General features: G+C 45.6%; 20 protein-coding genes, 1 tRNA gene and 1 other RNA gene. 18 read left to right on the top strand and 4 right to left on the bottom strand.

The genetic code is table 11. The annotated features are described in order from the left end of the window. Positions 1-48: 48 nt before the first annotated feature. The 8 genes from J2Z28_RS19595 to J2Z28_RS19560 all read left to right on the top strand — a co-directional run bounded on the left by J2Z28_RS19595 (position 49) and on the right by J2Z28_RS19560 (position 8,292). On the top strand, positions 49-1,080 hold the full coding sequence (locus J2Z28_RS19595) for an AI-2E family transporter (protein ID WP_036616412.1): 1,032 nt from the start codon (positions 49-51) through the stop codon (positions 1,078-1,080). Positions 1,081-1,526: 446 nt separating this feature from the next. Further along, the gene (locus J2Z28_RS19590; RefSeq protein WP_017691252.1) at positions 1,527-2,477 is read left to right on the top strand and encodes an ROK family glucokinase; all 951 of its coding nucleotides are present in this window, start codon (positions 1,527-1,529) and stop codon (positions 2,475-2,477) included. A 51-nt stretch (positions 2,478-2,528) separates the two neighbouring features. After that, positions 2,529-3,428, top strand: a complete 900-nt coding sequence (gene rapZ, locus J2Z28_RS19585; protein ID WP_017691251.1) for an RNase adapter RapZ — start codon at positions 2,529-2,531, stop codon at positions 3,426-3,428. Between the two features lie 13 nt (positions 3,429-3,441). Continuing rightward, a complete protein-coding gene (locus tag J2Z28_RS19580; RefSeq protein ID WP_017691250.1) occupies positions 3,442-4,428 on the top strand; it encodes a gluconeogenesis factor YvcK family protein in 987 nt (328 codons plus the stop codon). A gap of 6 nt (positions 4,429-4,434) precedes the next feature. Then, complete coding sequence (whiA, locus tag J2Z28_RS19575; RefSeq protein ID WP_211083865.1) at positions 4,435-5,373, top strand: DNA-binding protein WhiA; 939 nt, start codon at positions 4,435-4,437, stop codon at positions 5,371-5,373. Positions 5,374-5,628: 255 nt separating this feature from the next. Continuing rightward, positions 5,629-5,898, top strand: coding sequence for an HPr family phosphocarrier protein (locus J2Z28_RS19570; RefSeq protein WP_017691248.1), 270 nt, complete (start codon positions 5,629-5,631; stop codon positions 5,896-5,898). A gap of 156 nt (positions 5,899-6,054) precedes the next feature. Continuing rightward, the gene (locus tag J2Z28_RS19565) at positions 6,055-6,807 is read left to right on the top strand and encodes an SIMPL domain-containing protein (RefSeq protein ID WP_047841458.1); all 753 of its coding nucleotides are present in this window, start codon (positions 6,055-6,057) and stop codon (positions 6,805-6,807) included. Positions 6,808-7,194: 387 nt separating this feature from the next. Then, positions 7,195-8,292 (top strand): stalk domain-containing protein, encoded by a 1,098-nt coding sequence (locus J2Z28_RS19560; RefSeq protein ID WP_211083862.1) that lies wholly within the window; start codon positions 7,195-7,197, stop codon positions 8,290-8,292. A 171-nt stretch (positions 8,293-8,463) separates the two neighbouring features. Here the strand turns inward: J2Z28_RS19560 and clpP are convergent, their stop codons facing one another. Next, positions 8,464-9,060: an ATP-dependent Clp endopeptidase proteolytic subunit ClpP gene (clpP, locus tag J2Z28_RS19555; RefSeq protein WP_017691245.1), complete on the bottom strand. Its 597-nt coding sequence runs from the start codon at positions 9,058-9,060 to the stop codon at positions 8,464-8,466. Positions 9,061-9,236: 176 nt separating this feature from the next. After that, a tRNA-Arg gene (locus J2Z28_RS19550) sits at positions 9,237-9,311 on the bottom strand. Between the two features lie 426 nt (positions 9,312-9,737). On the opposite strand from J2Z28_RS19550, the gene J2Z28_RS19545 reads away from it, so the two are divergent. The 6 genes from J2Z28_RS19545 to eno all read left to right on the top strand — a co-directional run bounded on the left by J2Z28_RS19545 (position 9,738) and on the right by eno (position 17,071). Then, positions 9,738-10,763, top strand: a complete 1,026-nt coding sequence (locus tag J2Z28_RS19545; protein ID WP_036616216.1) for a sugar-binding transcriptional regulator — start codon at positions 9,738-9,740, stop codon at positions 10,761-10,763. A gap of 106 nt (positions 10,764-10,869) precedes the next feature. Beyond that, the gene (gene gap / locus J2Z28_RS19540; protein ID WP_017691243.1) at positions 10,870-11,877 is read left to right on the top strand and encodes a type I glyceraldehyde-3-phosphate dehydrogenase; all 1,008 of its coding nucleotides are present in this window, start codon (positions 10,870-10,872) and stop codon (positions 11,875-11,877) included. 151 nt (positions 11,878-12,028) lie between these two features. Next, complete coding sequence (locus J2Z28_RS19535) at positions 12,029-13,210, top strand: phosphoglycerate kinase (RefSeq protein ID WP_036674741.1); 1,182 nt, start codon at positions 12,029-12,031, stop codon at positions 13,208-13,210. Positions 13,211-13,246: 36 nt separating this feature from the next. Next, positions 13,247-13,999, top strand: a complete 753-nt coding sequence (gene tpiA / locus J2Z28_RS19530) for a triose-phosphate isomerase (RefSeq protein ID WP_036616221.1) — start codon at positions 13,247-13,249, stop codon at positions 13,997-13,999. 1 nt (position 14,000) lies between these two features. After that, positions 14,001-15,545 (top strand): 2,3-bisphosphoglycerate-independent phosphoglycerate mutase, encoded by a 1,545-nt coding sequence (gpmI, locus tag J2Z28_RS19525; protein ID WP_211083860.1) that lies wholly within the window; start codon positions 14,001-14,003, stop codon positions 15,543-15,545. A gap of 239 nt (positions 15,546-15,784) precedes the next feature. After that, positions 15,785-17,071, top strand: a complete 1,287-nt coding sequence (gene eno, locus J2Z28_RS19520; RefSeq protein WP_211083859.1) for a phosphopyruvate hydratase — start codon at positions 15,785-15,787, stop codon at positions 17,069-17,071. 125 nt (positions 17,072-17,196) lie between these two features. Here the strand turns inward: eno and J2Z28_RS19515 are convergent, their stop codons facing one another. Next, positions 17,197-17,565, bottom strand: coding sequence for a DUF8051 family protein (locus tag J2Z28_RS19515; protein WP_211083857.1), 369 nt, complete (start codon positions 17,563-17,565; stop codon positions 17,197-17,199). A 98-nt stretch (positions 17,566-17,663) separates the two neighbouring features. Further along, a complete protein-coding gene (locus J2Z28_RS19510) occupies positions 17,664-18,464 on the bottom strand; it encodes a helix-turn-helix domain-containing protein (protein WP_211083855.1) in 801 nt (266 codons plus the stop codon). Positions 18,465-18,685: 221 nt separating this feature from the next. Here J2Z28_RS19510 and secG point away from each other — a divergent pair, with 221 nt between their 5' ends. The 4 genes from secG to ssrA all read left to right on the top strand — a co-directional run bounded on the left by secG (position 18,686) and on the right by ssrA (position 23,970). Then, a complete protein-coding gene (gene secG, locus J2Z28_RS19505) occupies positions 18,686-18,919 on the top strand; it encodes a preprotein translocase subunit SecG (RefSeq protein ID WP_017691238.1) in 234 nt (77 codons plus the stop codon). A gap of 561 nt (positions 18,920-19,480) precedes the next feature. Beyond that, on the top strand, positions 19,481-22,270 hold the full coding sequence (rnr, locus tag J2Z28_RS19500) for a ribonuclease R (RefSeq protein WP_211083853.1): 2,790 nt from the start codon (positions 19,481-19,483) through the stop codon (positions 22,268-22,270). Between the two features lie 260 nt (positions 22,271-22,530). Then, entirely contained in the window at positions 22,531-23,013 is a 483-nt protein-coding gene (gene smpB, locus J2Z28_RS19495; RefSeq protein ID WP_036674736.1) for an SsrA-binding protein SmpB, read from the top strand. Between the two features lie 592 nt (positions 23,014-23,605). Then, positions 23,606-23,970, top strand: a transfer-messenger RNA (tmRNA) gene (gene ssrA, locus J2Z28_RS19490). The last annotated feature ends 32 nt before the right edge of the window (positions 23,971-24,002 follow it).

The following is a 24,002-nucleotide window of genomic DNA, read 5'->3' as shown; positions in this document are numbered from 1 at the left end:
CGTATACATATAGGGCATATTAGCTGTGAGGTGAAGATTTTGGGGGAAATGATAAAAGATTGGTTACAGAATGCGACAGTGAGACGATTTTTGATCCTGCTCTTGTTCTGTTTAATTTTGTTCAGTATGGGGAGTATGCTGCACATGATTTTGCTGTTGTTCCTGGTGACATATGTCATGAACAGGTTACAGCATTTCATTACAGGTGGTTTGAATCGGTTGTTTCCAATCAATTATAAAGTTGTGGTCATCCTACTCTATATGATTGTGATCGCAGTAATTGTGCTTGGCATTTCCAGATATTCACCACGGATCGTGGATCAGGTCGTTCAGTTGACGAATGAGATTATGAAATTTCTGGATAGTGCTGACGGTGATAATTTTGCATCCAAAATTGCGGGTTATCTTCAATCCTTCGATATTAAAAATTACACCAATGATGCATTGAAATATATTTTCGCTTTGAGCAAATGGCTGGAGTTTATTCTGCTCGTTATCATTCTGAGTCTGTTCTTCTTGTTGCAGAAGCAGGAGATATCCAAGTTTACGTCCAAGTTCAAAACAAGTAAAATTGGATGGTTCTACAATGAAGTTGCTTATCTGGGAGACAAATTCGTATCTTCTTTTGGTAAAGTTATTGAGGCACAGCTTCTTATTGCGGTGTTTAATACGGTACTGACGATACTGGGGTTATGGATTCTGGGTTTCCCGTATCTGTTCGCTCTGACCATTCTGGTGTTCATGCTCAGTCTGGTTCCCGTTGCGGGGGTTATCATCTCACTTGTACCGCTCTGTCTGATTGGGTATCAGATGGGTGGACTGAAATTAAGCATTATTGTGATCATCATGATTATTGTTATTCATGCTTTGGAGACGTACTTCCTGAATCCAAAACTGATGGCACACAAGACCAAATTGCCAATGTTCTACACCTTTATCGTACTAATTCTGTCGCAACACTTCCTGGGGATCTGGGGACTAATCATTGGTATTCCGATCTTTGTCTTCCTGCTAGATATTCTGGATGTGAACAAGATGGAGAAGACAGAAGAGCCGGTACGTGTGGAAACGAAGTTATAACGTAGAAAAATCAACTGAGTTTAACCCAATTCTACAATTTCAGATTTTCATAAAAGTAAGGGGGCCTTCCTGTGGATGGAAGGCTCTTTTTTGTTGGCAATACCGCGCCATTAGATAGCTTTCTGCATGAGAATGGCAGGTGGTGGGGTGCATAAGACGAGTCACCTATATGAGGGGGCGAAGATCATCTTTTATGAATGGAACGAGTGAAGATGCAATATCATGAGTTGAGGCTTCCTCTGTTATGGAGGAAGGAATAAAGCGTGCGTTAATAAATGAAGGTAATGAGGATGTATACGTATTCAAAAACGGTGTGTGATGTGGTTCACAACCCCGGCGGAGCAGGAGGTACTAGAGGTCTTATCGTCTTGACCCAGGCGTATCCTTCAATTATAGTTGGTACGTAGGACTTAAACTATTTTAGATAGATAAAGGTGGCTTGCAGCATGTCTGAGAAAATCTACGTTGGGGTCGATCTCGGCGGAACAGCAATCAAGGTCGGTATATGCGATGAACAAGGTCAGCTAATGCATACGTATGAAGGACCGACTGAAGTGGATAAGGGCGTAGACACGGTCATCGCCAACATCGAGAAGTATGTCCGACATATCGTAGCCGAATCACCTTACAGTTGGGAACAACTTGAGGGTGTAGGTGCTGGAGTGGCCGGTTTCACGAATGTACGCGAGGGAATTATCGTTCATGCCCCTAACATTGGATTTCGGAATGTGGCCATTCGTTCGATTCTGGAAGAACGTCTGGGCAAGCCAATCAAAATAGATAACGATGCAAACGTGGCTGCACTGGGTGAAGTATGGGCAGGTGCCGGCAAAGGCGTAGACAACTGCGTATGTTATACACTCGGTACAGGCGTTGGCGGAGGCTTGATCTTGAATGGTAACATTTATCAAGGTTTCTCCGGTATGGCGGGAGAACTGGGTCATATCAGTGTTGTACCTGATCTGGAGGCCATCAAGTGCGGATGTGGTAAAATGGGATGTGTAGAAACAGTATCGTCTGCAACGGGTATTATCCGTATGGCGAAGGATGCAGTAGAACGTGGTGATCATACGTCACTGGCACTTGTCGACAAGATTGCAGCCAAAGAAGTATTTGATGCTGCCAAGGCAGGCGATGAAGTGGCACAGCGCATTGTGAATCGTGCGGCCTTTTACCTGGGCAAGTCCATGGCTACTGTAGCAGCTGTCATTAACCCGGAGATGTTCATCATCGGTGGCGGCGTATCCAAAGCGGGCAATTTCTTGTTTGATGAAATCCGTACTGTGTTTGCTAAGCTGACGCCAGAACCGTTGCAAGATGGGGTTCAGATTCTGGAAGCTACACTTGGTAATAATGCAGGTATTGTGGGCGCAGCAGGTCTTCTCTTGCGTTCCTAGTACCCTCGTAACAATATATGAAGACAGCAATATGATAAGGAGGGGACATTTATGCTTGAAGGTGAAGGATCACCAGGCACAGGCGCCACGCTCATTATCATTACAGGCATGTCCGGAGCAGGTAAAACCATTGCAGTACAAAGCCTGGAGGATCTGGGTTTCTTCTGTGTGGACAATCTGCCGCCGGTATTGATTCCGAAATTTGCGGAACTAATTGAACAGTCAAACGGAAAGATTGGTAAGGTTGCATTGGTTATCGATCTGCGCGGGCGTGAATTCTTTACGGCTCTGTCCGAGTCTTTGAACTATATTAAAGATCATTTTACCATTCATTGCGAAATTTTATTCCTGGATGCTACAGATTCTGTACTTGTTCAGCGTTACAAGGAAAGCAGGCGCAGACATCCTCTCGCTCCTGAGGGCATGCCGCTGGACGGCATCCGACTGGAACGCAAGATGTTGGAGGAACTCAAAAACTCTGCGACTCAGGTACTGAATACAAGCACAATGAAGCCTGCTCAACTGAAAGAACGCATCATATCCCGCTTTTCTCATCTGGAGAGCCAAATGCTGTCGGTGAATATTACGTCGTTTGGATTCAAATATGGCATTCCGATTGATGCTGATCTGGTGTTTGATGTACGTTTTTTACCAAATCCGCATTATATTGATCATTTGCGACCGAATACGGGACAGAATAGTGATGTGTACGAATATGTTATGAAGTGGCCAGAGACACAGGCGTTTCTGACCAAGCTGCTGGATATGCTGCATTTCCTGATTCCGCAATACCGGAAGGAAGGCAAAAGCCAGGTTATTATTGGAATCGGCTGTACCGGAGGCAAGCATCGTTCGGTAGCAATATCGGAATATTTAGGCAAGATGTTGGGAAGCAGCGAGACAGAAGCTGTTACCGTGAGCCATCGCGACGCTGACCGGGACCGTCATTGAAGAGGGTGAAGGGATGAAAGAGGCCGGACCACGAAGAGAACGTCCGAGAATAGTTGTAATGGGCGGCGGAACCGGATTATCCGTGATGCTGCGCGGTTTGAAAGAGAAGCCGCTGGATATCACGGCCATCGTTACAGTTGCAGATGACGGTGGAAGTTCAGGCATCCTGCGCAATGAGCTACAGATGCCGCCTCCGGGCGACATTCGCAACGTGCTTACGGCACTGGCTGATGTAGAACCATTGCTTTCAGATATGTTGAAGTACCGTTTCAATACAGGCGCGGGGCTTGCAGGCCACAGCTTGGGAAATTTGATTTTGGCTGCAATGACGGATATTTCGGGCGACTTTGTGACCGCAGTGCGGGAACTTAGCCGCGTGTTTGCCGTTCGAGGTGAGGTATTGCCAGCCGCCGGCCAGGCCGTGGTGTTGCATGCGGAGATGGAAGATGGGACAATTATTACAGGTGAGTCCAAGATCCCTGAGGCGGGTGGACGCATCAAACGTGTTTTCCTTGAACCGGATCACGTGGAGCCGTTGCCAGAGGCAGTAGAGGCCATTCGTCAAGCTGACGCCATTCTGATCGGGCCAGGCAGCCTCTATACAAGCATTCTTCCCAATCTGCTTGTACCTAAGCTTGCAGAAGCTGTGGTAGAGGCTGATGCGGTGAAGATGTTTATCTGTAATGTGATGACACAGCCAGGAGAAACAGATAACTATACGGTAAGTGACCACCTTAAGGCGGTACACGAGCATATAGGTCATCAGCTCTTCGACTATGTTATCGTGAATAATGGTGATATTCCGCTGCAAGTGCAAAATAAGTATGCGGAAAAAGGAGCAAAACCGGTTGTACTGGATATGAATGTACTCGAAAGTGCCGGCTATCAGGTGGTTGCAGATACTCTTGTTCTGTTCAAAACCTATCTGCGTCATGATGCCGACAAGTTAAGTCATCACATCTACCAACTGGTACAAAATTGGATGTTACGGAAGAGGTGAAGTCCCATGTCGTTTGCAGCACAGACCAAAAAAGAGTTAACTATGATCGAGAGCGAACCGTGCTGCGAAAAGGCGGAACTTTCAGCCCTCATCCGTATGCTTGGTGCAGTGCAGTTATCGAATAAAAAAGTGATCTTGGATATTTCGACGGAGAATGCCGCCATTGCAAGACGGGCATACTCTCTGCTTAAAAAGCAATTTCAAGTGCATACGGAATTACTGGTCCGCAAAAAAATGCGGCTGAAAAAGAACAATGTATATATTGTTCGTATTCCAACCATGGTACAGGAGATTCTCAATAGTCTTCATATTGTATCTGAGGGCTTTCTCTTTACCCCAGGGATCAGTACGGAGTTGTTTCAGCAAAACTGTTGTAAACGGGCCTATCTTCGCGGTGCATTTCTTGCAGGGGGATCGGTTAATAACCCGGAAGGTTCTTCCTACCATCTGGAGATTGCGTCCATGTATGAGGAGCACTGTCAGGCACTGGTTGACCTGGCCAATGAATTTCATCTGAATGCCCGGTGTATAGAACGGAAAAAAGGATTCATCCTATATATCAAGGAAGGCGAGAAAATCATTGAGCTGCTCAGCATCATTGGTGCTCATCAGGCCTTGTTCAAGTTTGAAGACGTACGGATTATGCGCGACATGCGTAACTCCGTTAACCGGATTGTCAATTGTGAGACCGCCAACCTGAATAAAACCATCGGAGCGGCGGTAAGGCAAATCGATAATATCCGGCTGTTGCAAAAGGAAGTTGGTCTGGAATCGTTGCCTGAGAAGCTTCGCGAAGTGGCGGAGGTTCGACTCGCTAATCCAGATATTAACTTGAAGGAAGTTGGCGAGCTCCTTAAAGGTACAGTCAGTAAGTCGGGAGTGAACCACCGGCTTCGTAAAATTGATGAGTTGGCTGAGAAAGTGCGCACAGAACGTTATGGTTAAGACAGAGTAGGGTAAAGTAACAAGGTCGGCTGTTTCTGCTGAACAGAAATGGTGGGGAAGTCAGCCGTTAAGGATCTGGGAGACTCACTTAGGTCATTGGATGCACTGTGCAAAAGATGAAATTAGGGCAAGATAATGTCCTCCAAAGCACCCTGAGTTTTTTCTTCTAGTGTCCTGCACGGGTTAATGGTATAATGTTGTATAAATATAATTGTGTATTTAATGTCCAGATTTCATAATAGGGGGTAAGTTTCCATGACAAAGCACCCGGTAGTTGTCCGTTTGAAAACGGGTCTCCATGCCAGACCTGCGGCACTGTTCGTTCAAGAAGCGAATAAGTACTCGTCTGAAGTGTTCGTCGAGAAGGACGACAAAAAAGTTAATGCAAAAAGTATCATGGGGATCATGAGCCTTGCAATTAGCACAGGTACGGAAATCCAGATTAGTGCAGAAGGCGCGGATGCCGAACAGGCTGTAAACGCTTTAGTTAGTCTGGTAAGCAAGGAAGAGCTCGAAAACCAATAAGATATGATCAATCCAATGAAGAAGTCCCGAAAGGGGCTTTTTTGCGTTATTGACGTATTTGCTATCGTCAAGTGCAACATTATGGAATTTGTCCCGTCTGTTAAGGTATCAAATCGATTAAAGTTTGAGATGTTAACACATAAGGAGGCTATCGTGATGGGTAAACAATGGATGAAACCGTTTGGTGCGGTGCTGGTGGCAAGTACGTTGCTTGTTGGAGGAACAGCATGGGTTGCACCAGGCAACTATGCTTACGCTGCAGAGGTTCAGGGAGTACAACAGAATGTGATTAATGTTGTGGGTAAAGGTGAGATTCAGGTGAAGCCTGATATCGCGTATCTGTCCATTGGTGTGAACAGTACTGCAGAGACAGCTGCATCTGCTCAAAAAGCGAATGCTGCCAAAGTTCAAAAAGTATCCAATTTGCTGAAAAATACGTGGAAGATCAGTGCAGACGACATTCAAACGAGTCAGTTCTCTGTACAACCCAACTATACGTATAGCGAAAAAGACGGACAACAAATTAAAGGATATACAGCGCATCATACGCTGACAGTCACATATCGTCAGATGGACAAGATTGGCGAGTTGCTCGATGCTGCTTCGGGTGCGGGTGCCAACAATATTGAAAACGTGCGCTTTACGGTAGAAAATCCGGAAAGTTATGAGTCCCAAGTGATTGAGAAAGCTGTTGCCAATGCAGATGTGAAAGCTGGCGCCATTGCAAAAGCAGTTAAACGTCAACTCGGTGCTGTTCTTTCCGTAAGCCAAGGTGATGCCAATGTGCCTGTGTTCTATGCAAGCGAGGCGTTGATGTCCAAAGCACAAGATACAGCAGGTGGCACTGAGATTGAAACAGGCCAGGTTAAAGTAAGTACAATCCTGAATATCACGTATGAAATGAAATAAACAAGATCGAACTAAGGATTGTAAGCTCAAGTAACCTTTTTAAGTGTCATTTGAAGGGTACAACGGAATAATGACAAAGACTTTGTCCTGAGGACAAGGTCTTTTTTGTTGCAAAATCAAACTTTGGTGAAGTCAGAAGGGATGTTACCCTTTTAAAGCTACATGAAATGTTGTTTTTAGGTATCTTTTTTGTATAGTTGTTCGTGACAAAAAGGTCATATCCCGATATATTTTCCACCTGATATTCATCAACATTGTAACTCGAGCTGTAAACCTTTCCGAAATTGGGTTAATTATAATAGAGAGGTGAGCGTATGAGATATGCGATCAGTTCAGGATTACATACGCAATGATCCCTAATTGTGAATTCAGAGAGGAGTTTTATATATGACATCATGGAAAAAATGGACAAGTGCGTTGCTTGCAGCAGGAATTATTGTAGGTAGCGGTTCGGTATGGCAGGACAGTTCGGTTCAGGCAGCATCGGTATCCTCAAAAGTGACAACCCCGGCTGAGGTAACTCTGAAATCGGGTGGAAAAACACTGACTCAAAAAGGACTTCTTCAAGGTGGTTCAACTTGGGTCTCTCTTACGGCAGTAAAAGATGTAGCGGGTGGGACGCTGAAATATGATGCGAAAACCAAGTCATATACGGTAACAGCAGCCAACAATGCGATGACCGTTAGCCTGATGGATGGACAACCAAACGTTTACATTAACGGTTATTACCCTCAGGTGGAAGCAAAATTGATTGAGGGTCGATTATATATCCCATTCTCGGCAATGAGAGATTATCTGGGTGTACAGGGGAATTGGGATGGCAAAAACAAAACGTTGACACTCAGCAAGGTGAAACAAAATAACGTTAAAATTAAAGCGGCAACAGTTAGTGTCACTGTGAAAAATGCTGAAGTAGATGTTCAATATCCGCAGGTGAGTGGACTTGCCAGCAAAGAAGCTGAAGCGGCGATCAACAAAGTGCTGAAAGACGAAGTGGATGCTTATGTAGCTGCCTTCAAGAAACAGACATCTGAATTCGGCGGTGCAACAGCCAATCGTCCATATGCATTTGAGAGCTCTTATGTAGTGACGTATAACGAAAAAGGCGTGCTGGGACTCATTACACAACGATATGAGGATTATGCTGGTGCTCATGGTATGACATACCGTACGGGCCACACCTTTGCACTGGACACAGGTAAGGAGCTTACGTTAGATGATGTGCTGCAAAATAACAAAACCATGCGCGAGACGTTGAGTAAAAAAGTGGGTGAACAACTGAAAGCCCGCGGTGGATACCTCGACGGTTACAAAGGGTTAAATAAAGATCAAGATTTCTATGTGACACCAACGGGTGTGGTCGTGTTCTTCCAGTTGTATGAGTATACGGCGTACGCAGAGGGATTCCCTGAAATGCCATTTACGTATAAAGAGCTTCTCCCTAAAGGCACAGAACCTTTTGGTAATGTAACGGGAAGCAAGTAAAGAATCATCATAGTGCACTCTTAAGTTATCTTTCTTATAAAATGAAAAAGAAGAAGCCCCCATCATGTGGTCATGATGAGGGCTTCTTCTCGTATAGACAACATAATTATATGTTGCTGACTACGTTAGGTGTTGATGATGTTAACGCATAGACCGTGGTCTACGTCACACTTAGATGCCTTGTGATCCTACGTTTTCGATGACTTTATCAATGATACCGTAATCGGCGGCTTCAGCAGCACTCATGAAGTAGTCACGATCTGTATCTTTCTCAATCCGCTCCAGCGGTTGACCTGAACGCTCAGAGATGATGCGGTTCAAGGTATCACGCATTTTCAGGATGCGGCGAGCACGGATTTCGATGTCGGAAGCTTGACCTTGTGCACCACCAAGTGGTTGGTGAATCATAATTTCACTGTTTGGTAATGCAAAACGTTTACCTTTTGCACCGGCATTCAACAAGAATGCACCCATGGAAGCCGCCATACCTACACAGATGGTAGATACATCCGGTTTGATGAATTGCATTGTATCGTAGATGGCCATACCGGCTGTAATCGATCCGCCTGGGCTGTTGATGTATAAGTGAATGTCTTTCTCCGGATCTTCCGCAGCCAGGAACAACATCTGTGCCATAATGGCATTAGCCACTACGTCATTAACATCGCTACCAAGGAAAATAATACGATCCTTCAGCAATCTGGAGTAGATGTCGTAGGCGCGCTCACCCCGGTTGCTCTGTTCAACGACCATTGGAATAAAACTCACGTGAAAAACCTCCTTGGAATGTAAATGTTATTGGTGTTTATACTTAAACTGTTACCGTATTACCCACATAATAAACAATTCCAAACAAAAAGTCAAAGAAAGTCAAACTAACTTGCAAAAAAAAGAAACCTTTCCGGTTTCATTGGTTAAATGGGTTATGAGCTGCTAAATAAAAATGGCGCGCCCGCCAAGAATCGAACTTGGATCTCAGGCTTCGGAGGCCTACGTCATATCCATTGGACCACGGGCGCACATTATGTGACAGCAATAATGATTATAGCTCATGAAATATTTAATTGCAAGCAGTTCGTTGTGGTATTGGTTTGGATTAACCTAAAAATGATCATGATGAAGAAGAGTGGATAAAGAGTACATTTAAGTAAATGCTATTAGAGGTTTTGGACATGCCGTATGAAATGTGATTCTGAGCGATATGTAGATTGAATTCATTTGTTTCTTCTATATATGGTATGCGTGAGCTAGTCGTAGATCATGGAAGTCTAGGATTGTGAAAATAGGCGCGTACAAACGCTGCATGCGTGTCGAAATAACACGTTGAAACACTTGCATGTCACGTCAGTTTTAGGTAGAATAGACGTGGGACTTAAAAAGTTAACCCGGGACGTTTTAGGGCCACGAAAGAGAGCTTAGAACGAGAACTTGCGGGAGTGGAAAGCATGCGAACGATTTTAGAAGTACAAAAGCAGCTTCTGCCTGATCTCATGGATATCTTGAAAAAGAGGTATACGATTCTGCAACAGATCATGTTATCGGATGTGATCGGACGGAGAACGTTAGCTAATTCCATGCAGATGACCGAGCGGGTTCTGAGGGCTGAGACCGATCTGTTAAAGGCTCAGGGACTTATTGAAATTGACAGTGCAGGAATGAAGATCAGCGAGGCAGGGTATGATTTGCTGCAGCAGTTAGAGCCCGTAGCCAAAGAGCTGTTCGGATTATCCGAGCTGGAAGAGCGCATCAAGCAAGCCTACGGTCTGCAAAAGGTAGTTGTGGTTCCTGGTGATTCGGACGTTTCTCCATTTGCCAAAAGGGAACTGGGCAGAGCCGGAGCGAAGGCTCTCGGCAATATCATGAGTGACAACGACGTTGTCGCCGTTACTGGCGGTTCAACAACGGCCGAAGTCGCAGAACAACTAAATCCGCCAACATCGCTAAAAGGTGTCTGGTTCGTACCAGCACGCGGTGGACTTGGAGAAAGCCTTGAAATTCAGGCTAATACGATCGCATCCACAATGGCAAAACGGGTAGGGGCGCAATACAAACTCCTGCATGTACCGGATTTGCTCAGTGATCATGCCTATGAATCATTAATCCAGGACCCTAGTGTTCAGGAGATTCTGCAGCTGATCAGGCAATCACGGATTGTTATTCATGGAATTGGTGATGCCGTAGAGATGGCCAAAAGACGCAAACTTGCGACGGAGATTATAGATGAACTTCAGGAGCAAGGGGCCGTATCTGAATCTTTCGGTTATTACTTTAATGATCAGGGTAAGGTGGTACATACCATGCTTACACTGGGTATGCGACTTCAGGATATTGAACGAACCGATGTTGTGATTGGAATTGCAGGTGGCAAAAGCAAAGCTGCTGCTATACATTCCGTGTTACGATTTGGTCAGGAAGATATTCTGATTATTGATGAGGCTGCTGCCGAAGTCATCGTTGCTGAAATGGAATAAGGTTTTACTTTGTATCACAACTATTGTTGTCTTGACGGACTTCACCGTCTGTCTTGAATATATAAGTTTCATAAAAAATTAATCAAAACTTGGGAGGAACTTACTCATGATTAAAGTAGGTATTAACGGTTTTGGACGTATTGGACGCTTGGCATTCCGCCGTATTCAAAATGTAGCAGGCATCGAGGTAGTAGCAATCAACGACTTGACTGACGCTAAAATGCTCGCTCATTTGCTCAAATATGATACAACTCAAGGTCGCTTCGATGGCGATGTTGAAGTACACGATGGCTTCTTCAAAGTGAACGGCAAAGAAGTTAAAGTATTGGCTAACCGTAACCCGGAAGAACTTCCTTGGGGCGACCTGGGCGTAGATATCGTTCTGGAATGTACTGGTTTCTTCACAACTAAAGAAGCAGCTGAGAAACACTTGAAAGGTGGAGCTAAGAAAGTTGTTATCTCCGCACCAGCTACTGGCGACATGAAAACCATCGTTTACAACGTAAACCATGAAATCCTCGACGGTACTGAAACTGTAATCTCCGGCGCATCTTGCACAACAAACTGCCTGGCACCTATGGCAAAAACACTGCAAGACAAATTCGGAATCGTTCAAGGTTTGATGACTACAATTCACGCTTACACTGGCGACCAAAACACGTTGGATGCTCCACACCCTAAAGGTGACTTCCGTCGTGCTCGCGCAGCAGCTGAAAACATCATCCCTAACACAACTGGTGCTGCTAAAGCAATCGGTCTGGTAATCCCAGAACTGCAAGGCATCCTTGATGGTGCAGCTCAACGTGTACCAGTAGCTACTGGTTCCCTGACTGAGCTCGTAACTGTTCTGAACAAAAAAGTAACTGCTGAAGAAGTTAACGCAGCTATGCAAGAAGCTTCCGATCCAGAAACTTTCGGATACACAGAAGACGAAATCGTATCTTCCGATATCCAAGGAATCACTTTCGGTTCCCTGTTTGATGCAACTCAAACTAAAGTTCTGACTGTTGGCGACCAACAATTGGTTAAAACTGTAGCTTGGTATGACAATGAAATGTCCTACACTGCACAATTGGTTCGCACTTTGGAGCACTTTGCAAAAATGATTAAGTAATATCTGCAATAACATAGAGCGGAAACAGATGCTATATTGTTTCCGCTCTTTATATATCTACATTTTGCAAATTTCTCAAAAACACCAGGATTGACGAGGGATTTTAGCTCTTGATTGGTCCACCAAATACATGGGTGCGGAGGAAATACAGATGAACAAAAAAAGTGTACGCGATATCGAATTGACAGGAAAACGGGCTTTTGTCCGTGTAGATTTCAATGTGCCGCTCGAAGATGGTAAAATTACAGATGACAAACGTATTCGTGCAACGCTTCCTACAATCAACTTCTTGATTGAAAAAGGCGCTAAAGTCATTTTGGCAAGCCACATGGGTCGTCCTAACGGCGAAGTGGTTGAATCCTTGCGTTTGACTCCAGCAGCTGAGCGTTTGTCTGAATTGCTTGGTAAAACAGTAGTTAAAGCTGACGATTCCGTTGGTGACGCTGTTAAAGCTCAAATCGCTGAACTGAACAACGGCGACGTATTGTTGCTTGAAAACGTTCGTTTCCACGCTGGCGAAGAGAAAAACGATCCGGAACTGGCAAAACAATTTGCTGAACTGGCTGACGTTTTCGTTAACGATGCGTTTGGCGCGGCTCACAGAGCACACGCTTCGACTGAAGGAATCGCTCACTTGCTTCCAGCAGTGTCCGGTTTGTTGATGGAGAAAGAACTTGAAGTGTTGGGTAAAGCAATCTCCAACCCTGAGCGTCCTTTCACAGCTATCATTGGTGGATCCAAAGTTAAAGACAAAATCGATGTAATCGACAACCTGCTGAACATTGCAGACAACGTAATCATCGGTGGCGGTCTGACTTACACGTTCTTCAAAGCACAAGGACATGAAATTGGACAATCCTTGCTGGATGATTCCAAACTTGATGTTGCTCTCGGTTTCATCGAAAAAGCGAAGAAACTGGGCAAAAACTTCTACCTGCCAGTAGATATCGTAGTGTCTGACGATTTCAGTGCGAAAGCAAACACACAAATCGTTGACATCGATGGTATCCCAGCAGATTGGGAAGGTATCGACATCGGTCCTAAAACACGTGAGATCTATGCTGACGTAATCAAAAACTCCAAATTGGTTGTGTGGAACGGACCAATGGGCGTATTTGAAATCGAGCCATTCTCCCACGGTACTCGTGCAGTAGCGGAAGCTTGCGCTGAGACAGAAGCTTACACTGTAATTGGTGGCGGTGACTCCGCAGCAGCAGCTGAGAAGTTCAAATTGGCTGACAAGATGAACCACATCTCTACAGGTGGCGGTGCATCGCTCGAGTTCATGGAAGGTAAAGTACTTCCAGGCGTTGTGGCATTGAACGACAAGTAAGTTTTAGTAGTCTATAGCATGAAGGAGTTGAAACCCATGAGAACACCGATTATCGCAGGTAACTGGAAAATGTTCAAAACGGTTTCCGAATCCAATGACTTCATTCAGGAAGTTAAAGGAAAAGCGGAAGTTGAAGGCGTGGAGACTGTAATCTGCGCACCGTTTACAAATCTGCCATCCCTGGTAGAAGCCGTTAAAGGCACAAACATCAAAATTGGTGCACAAAATCTTCACTTTGAAGATAACGGTGCATTCACAGGTGAAATCAGCGGTGTAATGCTGAAAGACCTGGGTGTGGATTATGTCATTATTGGTCACTCGGAGCGCCGTCAGTATTTTGCGGAAACCGATGAGACTGTCAATAAAAAGTTGCATGCAGCATTCCGTCACGGATTGACTCCAATCTTCTGCCTTGGTGAGACGCTTGAAGAGCGTGAAGCGAACCAAACAAAAGACGTATGCAAAGTGCAAACAGTAGCTGCTTTTGCAGGTCTGTCTGCAGAGCAAGCGGCACAAGTTGTTATCGCTTATGAGCCAATCTGGGCGATTGGTACAGGCAAATCCTCCACTTCCCAAGATGCGAATGAAGTTATTGCTTACATCCGTACGCTGGTGAAGGATCTGTACAACGAGACGGTAGCTAATGCAGTTCGTATTCAATACGGCGGCAGTGTTAAACCGGAGAACGTAACAGAATACCTCGGACAAAGCGACATCGACGGCGCGCTTGTTGGCGGTGCCAGCTTGCAGCCGGCTTCGTTCATCGCGCTTGTTGAGGGGGCGAAGTAAGATGACAGCTCCAAAACCTGTAGCACTGATCATCATGGATGGCTTTGGTCTACGTAACACGGTGGAAGGCAACGCGGTAGCGCAAGCCAAGAAACCGAACTATGACCGTTTCATGAGCCAATTCCCACATACAACACTCACTGCTTGCGGTGAAGCTGTAGGTTTGCCAGAAGGGCAAATGGGGAATTCCGAGGTAGGTCACCTGAACATTGGTGCCGGCCGGATCGTATACCAGGATTTGACCCGTATCTCCAAATCCATTCGTGACGGTGAGTTCTACGACAATGAAACACTTGTCAAAGCTGTTCGCGAAGCGAAACAAAGCGGCAAAAAGCTTCATCTCTACGGCTTGTTGTCCGATGGCGGCGTACATAGTCACATCGACCACCTGTTTGCTATGCTGGATCTGGCCAAAAAAGAAGGAATGAATGATGTATATATTCATGCTTTCATGGATGGCCGTGATGTTATGCCAGACAGTGGTAAAGACTTCATGCAGAAGCTGATCGCTAAGATTGAAGAAGTAGGTGTAGGACAAATCGCAACGGTTCAAGGTCGCTATTACGCGATGGACCGTGACAAACGTTGGGAACGGGTTGAGAAATCATACCGCGCCATCGTTTATGGCGATGGACCAAAATACACTGACCCACTCAAAGCGGTTGAAGAATCGTATGAGAAATCCGTATTTGATGAATTCGTTGAACCAACGGTTATCGTCAAAGCGGATGGTGAGCCGGTAGGTTTGGTAGAGAGCGGCGATTCCGTTATCTTCCTCAACTTCCGTCCTGACCGTGCGATCCAGTTGTCGCAAGTATTCACGAACCAGGATTTCCGTGGTTTCGATCGTGGTCCGAAGTTCCCTGTGGGCTTGCACTTTGTATGCTTGACTTTGTTCAGCGAGACGGTTGAAGGTTATGTGGCTTATTCGCCGAAGAACCTCGACAACACGCTGGGTGAAGTTCTGGTACAGAACAATAAAAAACAACTGCGTATTGCAGAAACTGAGAAATACCCGCACGTTACCTTCTTCTTCAGCGGCGGTCGTGATGTGGAGCTTCCGGGCGAAACTCGCGTACTAATCAACTCACCAAAAGTTGCAACGTATGACCTGCAACCGGAGATGAGCGCGTATGAAGTGGCTGATGCATGTGTTCGCGAGATCGAAGCAGACAAACATGACGCCATCATTCTGAACTTTGCTAACCCTGACATGGTTGGACACTCCGGCATGCTGGAGCCTACCATTAAAGCGGTTGAAGTAACAGATGAGTGCATGGGCCGTGTTGTGGATGCAGTACTTGCCAAAGGCGGCGTTGTACTGATCACTGCGGATCATGGTAACGCGGATATGGTGTTCGATGAGAAGGGACGTCCGTTCACAGCTCATACTACGAACCCAGTTCCATTTATCGTTACCGATGCAAATGTAACCCTGCGTGAGGGTGCAATCTTGGCGGATATCGCGCCAACGATCCTTGACTTGATGCAATTGCCTAAACCGGCTGAGATGACAGGTACATCCGTTATCTCTACCCGCAAATAATATAATTTTAATAGGTTGTCGAATAAGACCTAAGTTACACCTTAACGAAGCGGGCAGAACCGATCTGGAGAAGCGAAGCGCTCGCCTTTATCCCCTAATTCTCACCTTTTATAAGGAGTTCAAAGAATTTGGGGATAACAGCGATCGAAGGACGGTACTGCACGCGGAGTGGCTTGGTGAAACATGTTTGTTCTGAACGTATTAAAATAAAATTTCAAATTTAAAGGAGATTATCACAAATGACTATTATTTCTGACGTGTACGCTCGCGAAGTCCTCGACTCCCGCGGTAACCCTACAGTAGAAGTTGAAGTATACCTGGAGTCCGGTGCAATTGGACGCGCAATCGTTCCATCCGGTGCATCCACTGGTGCCCACGAAGCGGTTGAGCTTCGCGATGGCGACAAATCCCGTTACCTTGGTAAAGGCGTTCTGCAAGCTGTTAAAAACGTAAACGAAACAATCGCTCCAGAAGTTATCGGTATGGATGCATTGGATCAACTAGGTATCGACAAATTGATGATCACTTTGGATGGTACGCCAAACAAAGCTAAATTGGGTGCTAACGCAATCCTGGCTGTATCCATGGCTGTTGCTCGCGCAGCTGCTGATGCTCTTGATCTGCCATTGTACGTTTACCTGGGCGGATTCAACGCTAAAGTACTTCCAGTACCAATGATGAACATCATCAACGGTGGTGAGCATGCTGACAACAACATCGATGTTCAAGAGTTCATGGTTCTTCCTGTTGGAGCACCAAGCTTCAAAGAAGCTCTTCGCGTAGGTGCAGAGATCTTCCACAACCTGAAATCCGTACTGAGCTCCAAAGGCCTGAACACAGCTGTAGGTGACGAAGGTGGTTTCGCACCGAACCTTGGTTCGAACGAAGAAGCAATCACTACGATCATCGAAGCTATCGAAAAAGCAGGTTACAAACCAGGCGTTGACGTATTCCTCGGTATGGACGTAGCTTCCACTGAGTTCTACAAAGATGGTAAGTACACACTTGCTGGCGAAGGTAAATCTTACACTTCTGCTGAGTATGTTGACCTTCTGGCTTCATGGGTTGAGAAATACCCAATCATCACAATCGAAGACGGTATGTCCGAAGATGACTGGGATGGTTGGAAATTGCTCACAGAAAAACTGGGAGACAAAGTACAACTCGTTGGTGATGACCTGTTCGTAACGAACACTGAGCGTCTGGGTAAAGGTATCAACGAAGGTATCGGTAACTCCATCCTGATCAAAGTTAACCAAATCGGTACATTGACTGAAACATTCGATGCAATCGAAATGGCTAAACGTGCAGGATACACAGCTGTAATCTCCCACCGTTCCGGTGAGTCCGAAGACAGCACAATCGCTGACATCGCTGTTGCAACAAACGCTGGCCAAATCAAAACGGGTGCTCCTTCCCGTACAGACCGTATTGCGAAGTACAACCAATTGCTCCGTATTGAGGATCAACTGGGTGAACTGGCTCAATACAATGGTCTTAAAGGATTCTACAACCTTAAAAAATAAGTTGTTTTTACAAATTTTAGACAGACCGCGAAATCGGTCTGTCTTTTTGTGTTATAGATAAATAGAAAAACAGCAACCTGGCTGGTTGCTGTAATTGGACTTGTTCAAGGGATGTATATTGCACCTTAACTCATAGCTGTGACAAAGAGAAATAGATAAACAGCCATAGAGATATTGATAATTTCGAGTAATAGTAATGGCTTGCTCATTTTTGTTGGGGATTTTGGAAATATGCCAGCGAGATCAACAGCATACACGATAAAGTACAGAATGGCAATTACTTGAGCAATCCACAAAGCATGAGGGGAAGAAATCAGCAGGAGATAACTGGCAATATAAGATCCAGCTCCAAGCAAAATCAAAAACAGATTAAATCCCCAGAATACAATTCCCTTAAGCTTGGAGAAATCCCGATTTTCAATGGGGCCACCCGGAACCAAGATCGCCAGTAAAGTGACATTTAAAAGTACGATTATACTTGCTATAAGCATCATTGTTACGAACGCCATCCTCTCTCCATCGTCGTTGTGGCTAAAGTATATCAGGTCATAAGGCTCGCTGTATTGTAAAAAATAAGCATGCAAATAAGGGCTTAAAATTTGTTTTTGGATTGCCATAGATAACGAAGGGTTAGTTCGTCAGCCGACTTCTCAAGTTCACTTACAGTTTTACCGGCAAATTTTCTGCATGTCTTAATGAAGTGAGACTGGTCGTAGTATTGTTCATATATTTCAGTGTGCCAATTTGCATCAACAATACTTTTTTGGAACTTCACGATATCTCCATACACTTTGGGGGTAAGTCCTGTATATCGCTTAAATGTACGCTCCAGCGTACTGATGGAAAATCCAAAATATGCTGCCATGTGGGAGACATTCAGGTTTCCGCATTGCTGTTCCACATAAGAAAGCATATGATCGGCACGCTGCGTATCCAAAGGGTTCAACTTGATTCTTTCAATGAAATAATCGTTGATCGCTGTAATGATCGATTCGTTATCTCTGGCATTGGTGAGTTGGGTACGTAATTGATCTAGCCCAGAGGATACGTCGACTACTGAGCATATTCGTTCGGTGAGCCGAGAAATGGGGTACTCAAAAGATTGAATGTACCCCACAGGAGTTAATGAAATGCCAATTTGGTACAAGTTTTCTCCGTACTGGACATGCTTCGCTCTTTTAATCTGACCGATGACCGATGAATTGGATATGAGAATTCGTTTTTTTCTCTCGATGAGGTAGTAGGGGGATCTATAATTGAAAATAATATTAATATGACCTAACGGCATAATGATGTCTTGTCTGTTCATTGGGGCGAGGTTGTCTTGTTCTACAATCCATATATAATCTATGATGCCTTTAAGGGCATCTGTGGCTTGAAATCTTTGAATCATTTTGCCCTCCCTAAATTCCTAAGCTTCTAAAGTAAGTCCTTATCTTGGATGAGAACATAATGTGATTAAAACCATATGACCATATTATCATGACTTACAGATGAGATGAGTAGCTCCTTATCATTTGTATCACTACTTGTAGTACAACCATAGCTATGTTACAATTAAAGTAACTGTTTTTATGGTGAGATGTATGCCCACATGGGTAGGAGGTGGAAAGAATGGATATTGCTTTGAAATTGCTGCTCGTTGTTTTCTCGATCGGTCTAATCACTGTAGTATTGCTGCAGCACGGGAAAAGCGCTGGTTTGGCGGGTGCCATCTCCGGTGGTGCGGAACATCTTTTCGGTAAAACGAAAGCGCGCGGATTGGATCTCTTCCTGCAACGTGCAACGGTGGTACTGGGTGCAGGATTTATGATTTTGTCTATTGTTGTTACGGTGGCTTCCAAGTAAGAATTGGAACTGCTGTTCAATGAATAGCTTAAGCTAATGGCTTAATTGATGAACCTTCGTTTCGTGAAGAAACGGGGGTTTTTTAATAAATTCTTACGTGTCCAAACTTTACCAACAGGCTAATCTATAGACTCCATTATTTTCGGTCTTCTTCTCACTTCTGTTCGGTTTTCCTTCCTTAACATGCAACACACCCCTATCATGTATGGTATGTCCCTCGCTTATTCGTTACGCGAACTCACTCCCTATAATGAATGTCATGTGTACAGAAAATTTTCGGATGTAGTCCTTTTCCAGATGTGCACAGCACATGTATCGCATAAAATGTCTGTAGAGATACGTGAAAGCGTGATTTTAGAGGAGCGCCCGGCAACTGTGGTTTTTTTGCGAGGTACGGATGGGCCGGATTGAATTCGTGTATACTAGGGTATGAGATAGTATGGTTGTACTACTACACTCTTCACAGCAATGATATTGTATTGCATGAAAATGGTAAGAATTCCGATACATAAAGAGATGAGACTTGCTTACACTTTTATGTTTCCCGAGGTGAATATATTAATGATAACAGAACAACAATTGCTCGACTTCATGCGGGAAACCGCTTATAAACCGATGACTTATCAGGAGTTGGAACAGCACTTCGCTATTGAAGATGCAGCTGATTTCAAAGCCTTTTTGATTATGCTTAATACGCTGGAGGAATCTGGTAAAGTTTTGCTGACCCGTAACAATCGCTATGGCATGCCAGAGCGCATGGATTTGGTACGTGGACGTTTACAGGCTCACGCCAAAGGCTTTGCTTTCCTTATCCCTGAGGATCGGGAGCACCCGGATGTGTACATTCACGCCAATGATATGAAAAGTGCGATGAATGGTGACACGGTATTGGTTAAAGTCACGTCTCAAGGACCTTCTGGCGGTCGCCTGGAGGGTGAGATCGTCCGTATTGTTACTCATGGTGTGACCCAAGTCGTTGGTGTGTTCCAGAGCCATGAGGTGTACGGCTTCGTTATCCCGGATGACAAACGGATTAATCGCGATATTTTCATCCCGCGTACCAATTTTGCAGGGGCGGTTGATGGACAGAAGGTTGTAGCAAAAATCGTCAGCTATCCAGAGGGCCGTGCGGCGGCCGAGGGTGAAGTGATCGAGATTCTCGGTCATAAGGATGAGCCGGGTATTGATATTTTGTCCGTTATTCGCAAGCATCAGTTGCCTGAAGCTTTCCCCGATGAAGTGGTAGAAGAGGCGGAAAAAGCACCTGAGTCCATCACAGATGAAGAGATTGTACAACAGGGTCGCCGTGATCTGCGCGGACTTAACATTGTCACGATTGATGGCGAAGATGCCAAGGATCTGGATGATGCTGTTAACGTAGAGAAACTGCCTAACGGGAACTACCGTCTAGGTGTTCATATTGCCGACGTTGGCTATTATGTGCAGGAGAATTCTAAGCTTGATCAGGAAGCCTACAACCGTGGATGCAGTGTGTATCTGGTGGATCGGGTTATTCCGATGCTGCCACAACGTCTGTCCAACGGAATCTGTAGTTTGAACCCGCAGGTAGACCGCTTGACACTGTCTTGTGAGATGGAGTTTAACGACCAGATGAAGGTTGTAAAACATGACATTTTTACAAGTGTAATCAAAACCAAAGAGCGGATGACGTATTCCAACGTCCGTAAAATTCTTGAAGGTGAAGAGCCTGAATTGCTCGAGCGTTATAAGGATCTGGTAGATGATTTCCATCTGATGAAAGAGATTGCCCTGAAGCTGCGTGCTATGCGTATGCGCCGTGGTGCGGTCGACTTTGATTTTGAAGAATCCAAAATCATTGTGGACGCAGAATGTAAACCGATAGATATCGTGAAACGGGAGCGTTCGATTGCCGAGCAAATCATTGAGGAATTCATGTTGGCAGCGAACGAAACAGTGGCAGAGCATTTCCACTGGTTGAAAGTTCCGTTCATTTATCGTGTGCACGAAGACCCGGATCAGGAAAAACTGCAAAATTTCCTCGCCTTTGCGGCGAATTTTGGACACCAGGTCAAAGGACGTGGCAATGCGATTCATCCACGGGCGCTTCAATCGTTGCTTGAGGATATCAAAGAAACGAAAGAACAAACTGTTATTAGTACAATGATGCTCCGTTCGATGAAACAGGCGAAGTATGATTCTGAAATGTCAGGTCACTTTGGCCTCGCGGCAGAATTCTATAGTCACTTTACGTCTCCAATTCGTCGTTATCCCGATCTCGTTATTCACCGGGTGATTCGCGAAGTCATTGAAAATAATGGTGCTTTGCCGGAGAAACGTCAGGAGTATTTAGCAGCACGTATGGCCGATATTGCGCAACAGTCTTCGGAACGTGAACGTGTGGCGGTAGAAGCTGAGCGGGATACGGAGAAAATGAAAAAAGCCGAGTACATGCTCGACAAAGTAGGCGAAGAGTTCGAAGGCATGATCAGCAGTGTGACCAGCTTTGGTATGTTCATTGAACTGGAGAACACGGTTGAAGGTCTGATTCGCTTGAGCGCGCTCACGGACGACTATTACCATTTTGACGATCAGCATATGGCTCTGATTGGTGAACGTACCTCGAAAGTCTTCCGCATCGGTGATGAAGTGAAGATCCGTGTGGCACGTGTAAGCATGGAAGAGTATACGATTGATTTTGAAATGGTGGATATGAAACCTCGCGGTGAACGTCCTGGCGGCTTCGGTGGCGGACGCGGTGGTAAAGGTGGACGTCCAACTAGCGGCGGCGGACGCGGCGGTGCCAAGAGTGGACCGGGTGGTTTCAGCGGTTCGCGTGGCGGCAAAGGCGGCTCATCCGCTGCTGGAGGCAACCGTGGTGGCAGATCACCGGAAGATAGCAGCAAAGGTGGACGTGGCGGTCGCAGTGGTGCTGCGAGTGCAGGTGCGGGCGCAAGCTCATCCGGTGGCTACGCAGGTAAAGGCGGCGGCAAACCAAAAGGTGAGCGTCGTGCTGGTGATGCTGGCGGATCAACTGGCCGGGGCAAAGGCGCGGTGAGCTTTGGTTTTGGCTCAGGTAAAGGCGGATATGGCTCTACATCGGGTGGATCGGATAGTAGTTCAACCGGTGGACAAGGAAGTGGCCTGAACAGCGGTCGCGGTGAAGGAAGCTTTAAGTCCGGCAAGGGCGGCGGTAAAGGTGGCAAAGGCGGAAGTGGACGCAAGAACACTTCACCGAGCGGCGTATTTATTGGAGAGAATGCAACTCCTGGTGGCGCTCAGGAAGGCGGAGCACCAAGACGCAAGCGGAAGAAGAGCAACGGTGCAGCTGGTAACGGCACGGCAGCTTTTGTACGGAAAAAGAAAAAATAAAGCTAACGTAACTTGAAGAGATGGATAACAATTCGTTCCTCCAGGTTAAGCGTTGGAGAAAATAGTCATTTCAGCCGGTGTGTTGTTTCGCACAGTCTGAAAGTGGTGTAATGAGGAGGGGCGGCAGAGGTCGCCTCTTTCTTGATTTTAACAGCCGTACTTGCTACAATTAGGGTCTGGCACGTGGTACCTTGGTGCAACATTGGGTGCGCTGCTATAGAGCATGGTACCGGCTTATTTTACGGAGAAGGAGTGAGGACATGGGCAAGAATGATGGACAGAGTAAAGTGCTCGCACAGAATAAAAAGGCTTCCCATGACTACTTCATTGAAGATACGTATGAAGCGGGCATGGTGCTTACCGGAACGGAGATCAAATCTCTTCGTAACGGCCGTGCGAATATTGGTGATGCATTTGCCACCATTCGAAACGGTGAGATTCATATTCACAATATGCATATTAGTCCTTTTGAACAAGGGAACCGAAATAATCCGCTCGATCCGACACGTACGCGCAAGTTGCTGATGCATAAAGTGCAGATTCACAAGCTGCTCGGGCTGTCGAAACAGGACGGGTACAGCATTGTGCCGCTGAAGATCTATATCCGCAATGGTTATGCAAAGCTTTTGCTTGGACTGGGTAAAGGTAAGAAGCAGTATGATAAACGGGAGACTGCGGCTAAGCGGGATGCACAACGTGATATCCAACGGGTACTGCGCGAGAAGCAGAAGGTTGCACGATAAGTGGAGCGCTGGGCGTAAATGCTTTACTTTTAAGTGTATAAGATAGTTTTTGTGATGAAGCTAGGAAGAGTGATTTACGAGGTAAAGAGTCTCAAGGTTTGTCCTGCAATGGGCAAGATTGAGGCTTTTTTAATTTTTAGTGGAAAAGGGATATGGTGTGAGTTGCTGAAGTGTATTGTGTGGTGATTACCTTTGATATGTGTTGAAGGGAATTCGGTAGGAGCATGGAAGCTTGGCGCGTTGATGAATCAAAATTTTTAGCCTTTGCGTAGTTTGCCTGAAACGTGGGTAATATACTTAGGGGCCGTTGTTCGTGAGCCGATCTGGGTAAACTTTACTTCCGATTGGCGACGCGGTATAATATGTAGACGATTGAGCCTGTTGTATTGGATAACCTTGTACACATGCTCAGCCTGCTGGAATGTCTTCCAGCAATCTGTACTATTTCGGTGATGTGTCCTGTGTTATGATTACTCATGTAGCAGACAGGAATGCCGAGTTTGAAAGAAGCATCTTTTTACCTTGGAGGAAAAAGATGTGCAGCACCTTTGCTCCGTATTCACGGATTAATCCTGGAGCCCTTCTTCATTGAGGGGGCGTTTATGGATTCGACGGGGATAGTTCGAGCATGGGTAGCGGGTAGTGGGGACGCGTCCGCTTTATCAACGCTAAAGCCTATTAAACGGCAAACAACAAACAAACTACGCTTTCGCAGCCTAAGAAACTGTGTGCGTGCTTCTACCCTGCATCGCCCATGTGACAGGGATAGGGGCTAACTAGTAGTGGGATACGCTGTCACATCTCCGCCTGGGGTGTGCTGAAGAAGACAATCAGGCTGACCCAACGTATAGCCGGTTACGGGGCGATACTCGGGTGACATCAAAACTGTGACTACACCCGTAGAAGCTTATGTGCCGTTATCTTCGGACAGGGGTTCGACTCCCCTCGCCTCCATTAGAGTCAAGAGACCATCAACCAGTAATCTGGTT

Source organism: Paenibacillus xylanexedens (assembly GCF_017874615.1).
Taxonomy (GTDB): Bacteria; Bacillota; Bacilli; order Paenibacillales; family Paenibacillaceae; genus Paenibacillus; species Paenibacillus xylanexedens.
The sequence above is the reverse complement of the archived record's forward strand: the minus strand, read 5'-3'. Positions and strand labels throughout refer to the sequence as shown.

What these genes read in the sequence shown, in the direction of transcription:
- J2Z28_RS19595 (WP_036616412.1), top strand. Translation starts at nt 49, where the DNA reads ATGATAAAAGATTGGTTACAGAATGCGACAGTGAGACGATTTTTGATC.
- J2Z28_RS19590 (WP_017691252.1), top strand. Translation starts at nt 1,527, where the DNA reads ATGTCTGAGAAAATCTACGTTGGGGTCGATCTCGGCGGAACAGCAATC.
- rapZ (WP_017691251.1), top strand. Translation starts at nt 2,529, where the DNA reads ATGCTTGAAGGTGAAGGATCACCAGGCACAGGCGCCACGCTCATTATC.
- J2Z28_RS19580 (WP_017691250.1), top strand. Translation starts at nt 3,442, where the DNA reads ATGAAAGAGGCCGGACCACGAAGAGAACGTCCGAGAATAGTTGTAATG.
- whiA (WP_211083865.1), top strand. Translation starts at nt 4,435, where the DNA reads ATGTCGTTTGCAGCACAGACCAAAAAAGAGTTAACTATGATCGAGAGC.
- J2Z28_RS19570 (WP_017691248.1), top strand. Translation starts at nt 5,629, where the DNA reads ATGACAAAGCACCCGGTAGTTGTCCGTTTGAAAACGGGTCTCCATGCC.
- J2Z28_RS19565 (WP_047841458.1), top strand. Translation starts at nt 6,055, where the DNA reads ATGGGTAAACAATGGATGAAACCGTTTGGTGCGGTGCTGGTGGCAAGT.
- J2Z28_RS19560 (WP_211083862.1), top strand. Translation starts at nt 7,195, where the DNA reads ATGACATCATGGAAAAAATGGACAAGTGCGTTGCTTGCAGCAGGAATT.
- J2Z28_RS19545 (WP_036616216.1), top strand. Translation starts at nt 9,738, where the DNA reads ATGCGAACGATTTTAGAAGTACAAAAGCAGCTTCTGCCTGATCTCATG.
- gap (WP_017691243.1), top strand. Translation starts at nt 10,870, where the DNA reads ATGATTAAAGTAGGTATTAACGGTTTTGGACGTATTGGACGCTTGGCA.
- J2Z28_RS19535 (WP_036674741.1), top strand. Translation starts at nt 12,029, where the DNA reads ATGAACAAAAAAAGTGTACGCGATATCGAATTGACAGGAAAACGGGCT.
- tpiA (WP_036616221.1), top strand. Translation starts at nt 13,247, where the DNA reads ATGAGAACACCGATTATCGCAGGTAACTGGAAAATGTTCAAAACGGTT.
- gpmI (WP_211083860.1), top strand. Translation starts at nt 14,001, where the DNA reads ATGACAGCTCCAAAACCTGTAGCACTGATCATCATGGATGGCTTTGGT.
- eno (WP_211083859.1), top strand. Translation starts at nt 15,785, where the DNA reads ATGACTATTATTTCTGACGTGTACGCTCGCGAAGTCCTCGACTCCCGC.
- J2Z28_RS19515 (WP_211083857.1), bottom strand. Translation starts at nt 17,565, where the DNA reads ATGATGCTTATAGCAAGTATAATCGTACTTTTAAATGTCACTTTACTG.
- J2Z28_RS19510 (WP_211083855.1), bottom strand. Translation starts at nt 18,464, where the DNA reads ATGATTCAAAGATTTCAAGCCACAGATGCCCTTAAAGGCATCATAGAT.
- secG (WP_017691238.1), top strand. Translation starts at nt 18,686, where the DNA reads ATGGATATTGCTTTGAAATTGCTGCTCGTTGTTTTCTCGATCGGTCTA.
- rnr (WP_211083853.1), top strand. Translation starts at nt 19,481, where the DNA reads ATGATAACAGAACAACAATTGCTCGACTTCATGCGGGAAACCGCTTAT.
- smpB (WP_036674736.1), top strand. Translation starts at nt 22,531, where the DNA reads ATGGGCAAGAATGATGGACAGAGTAAAGTGCTCGCACAGAATAAAAAG.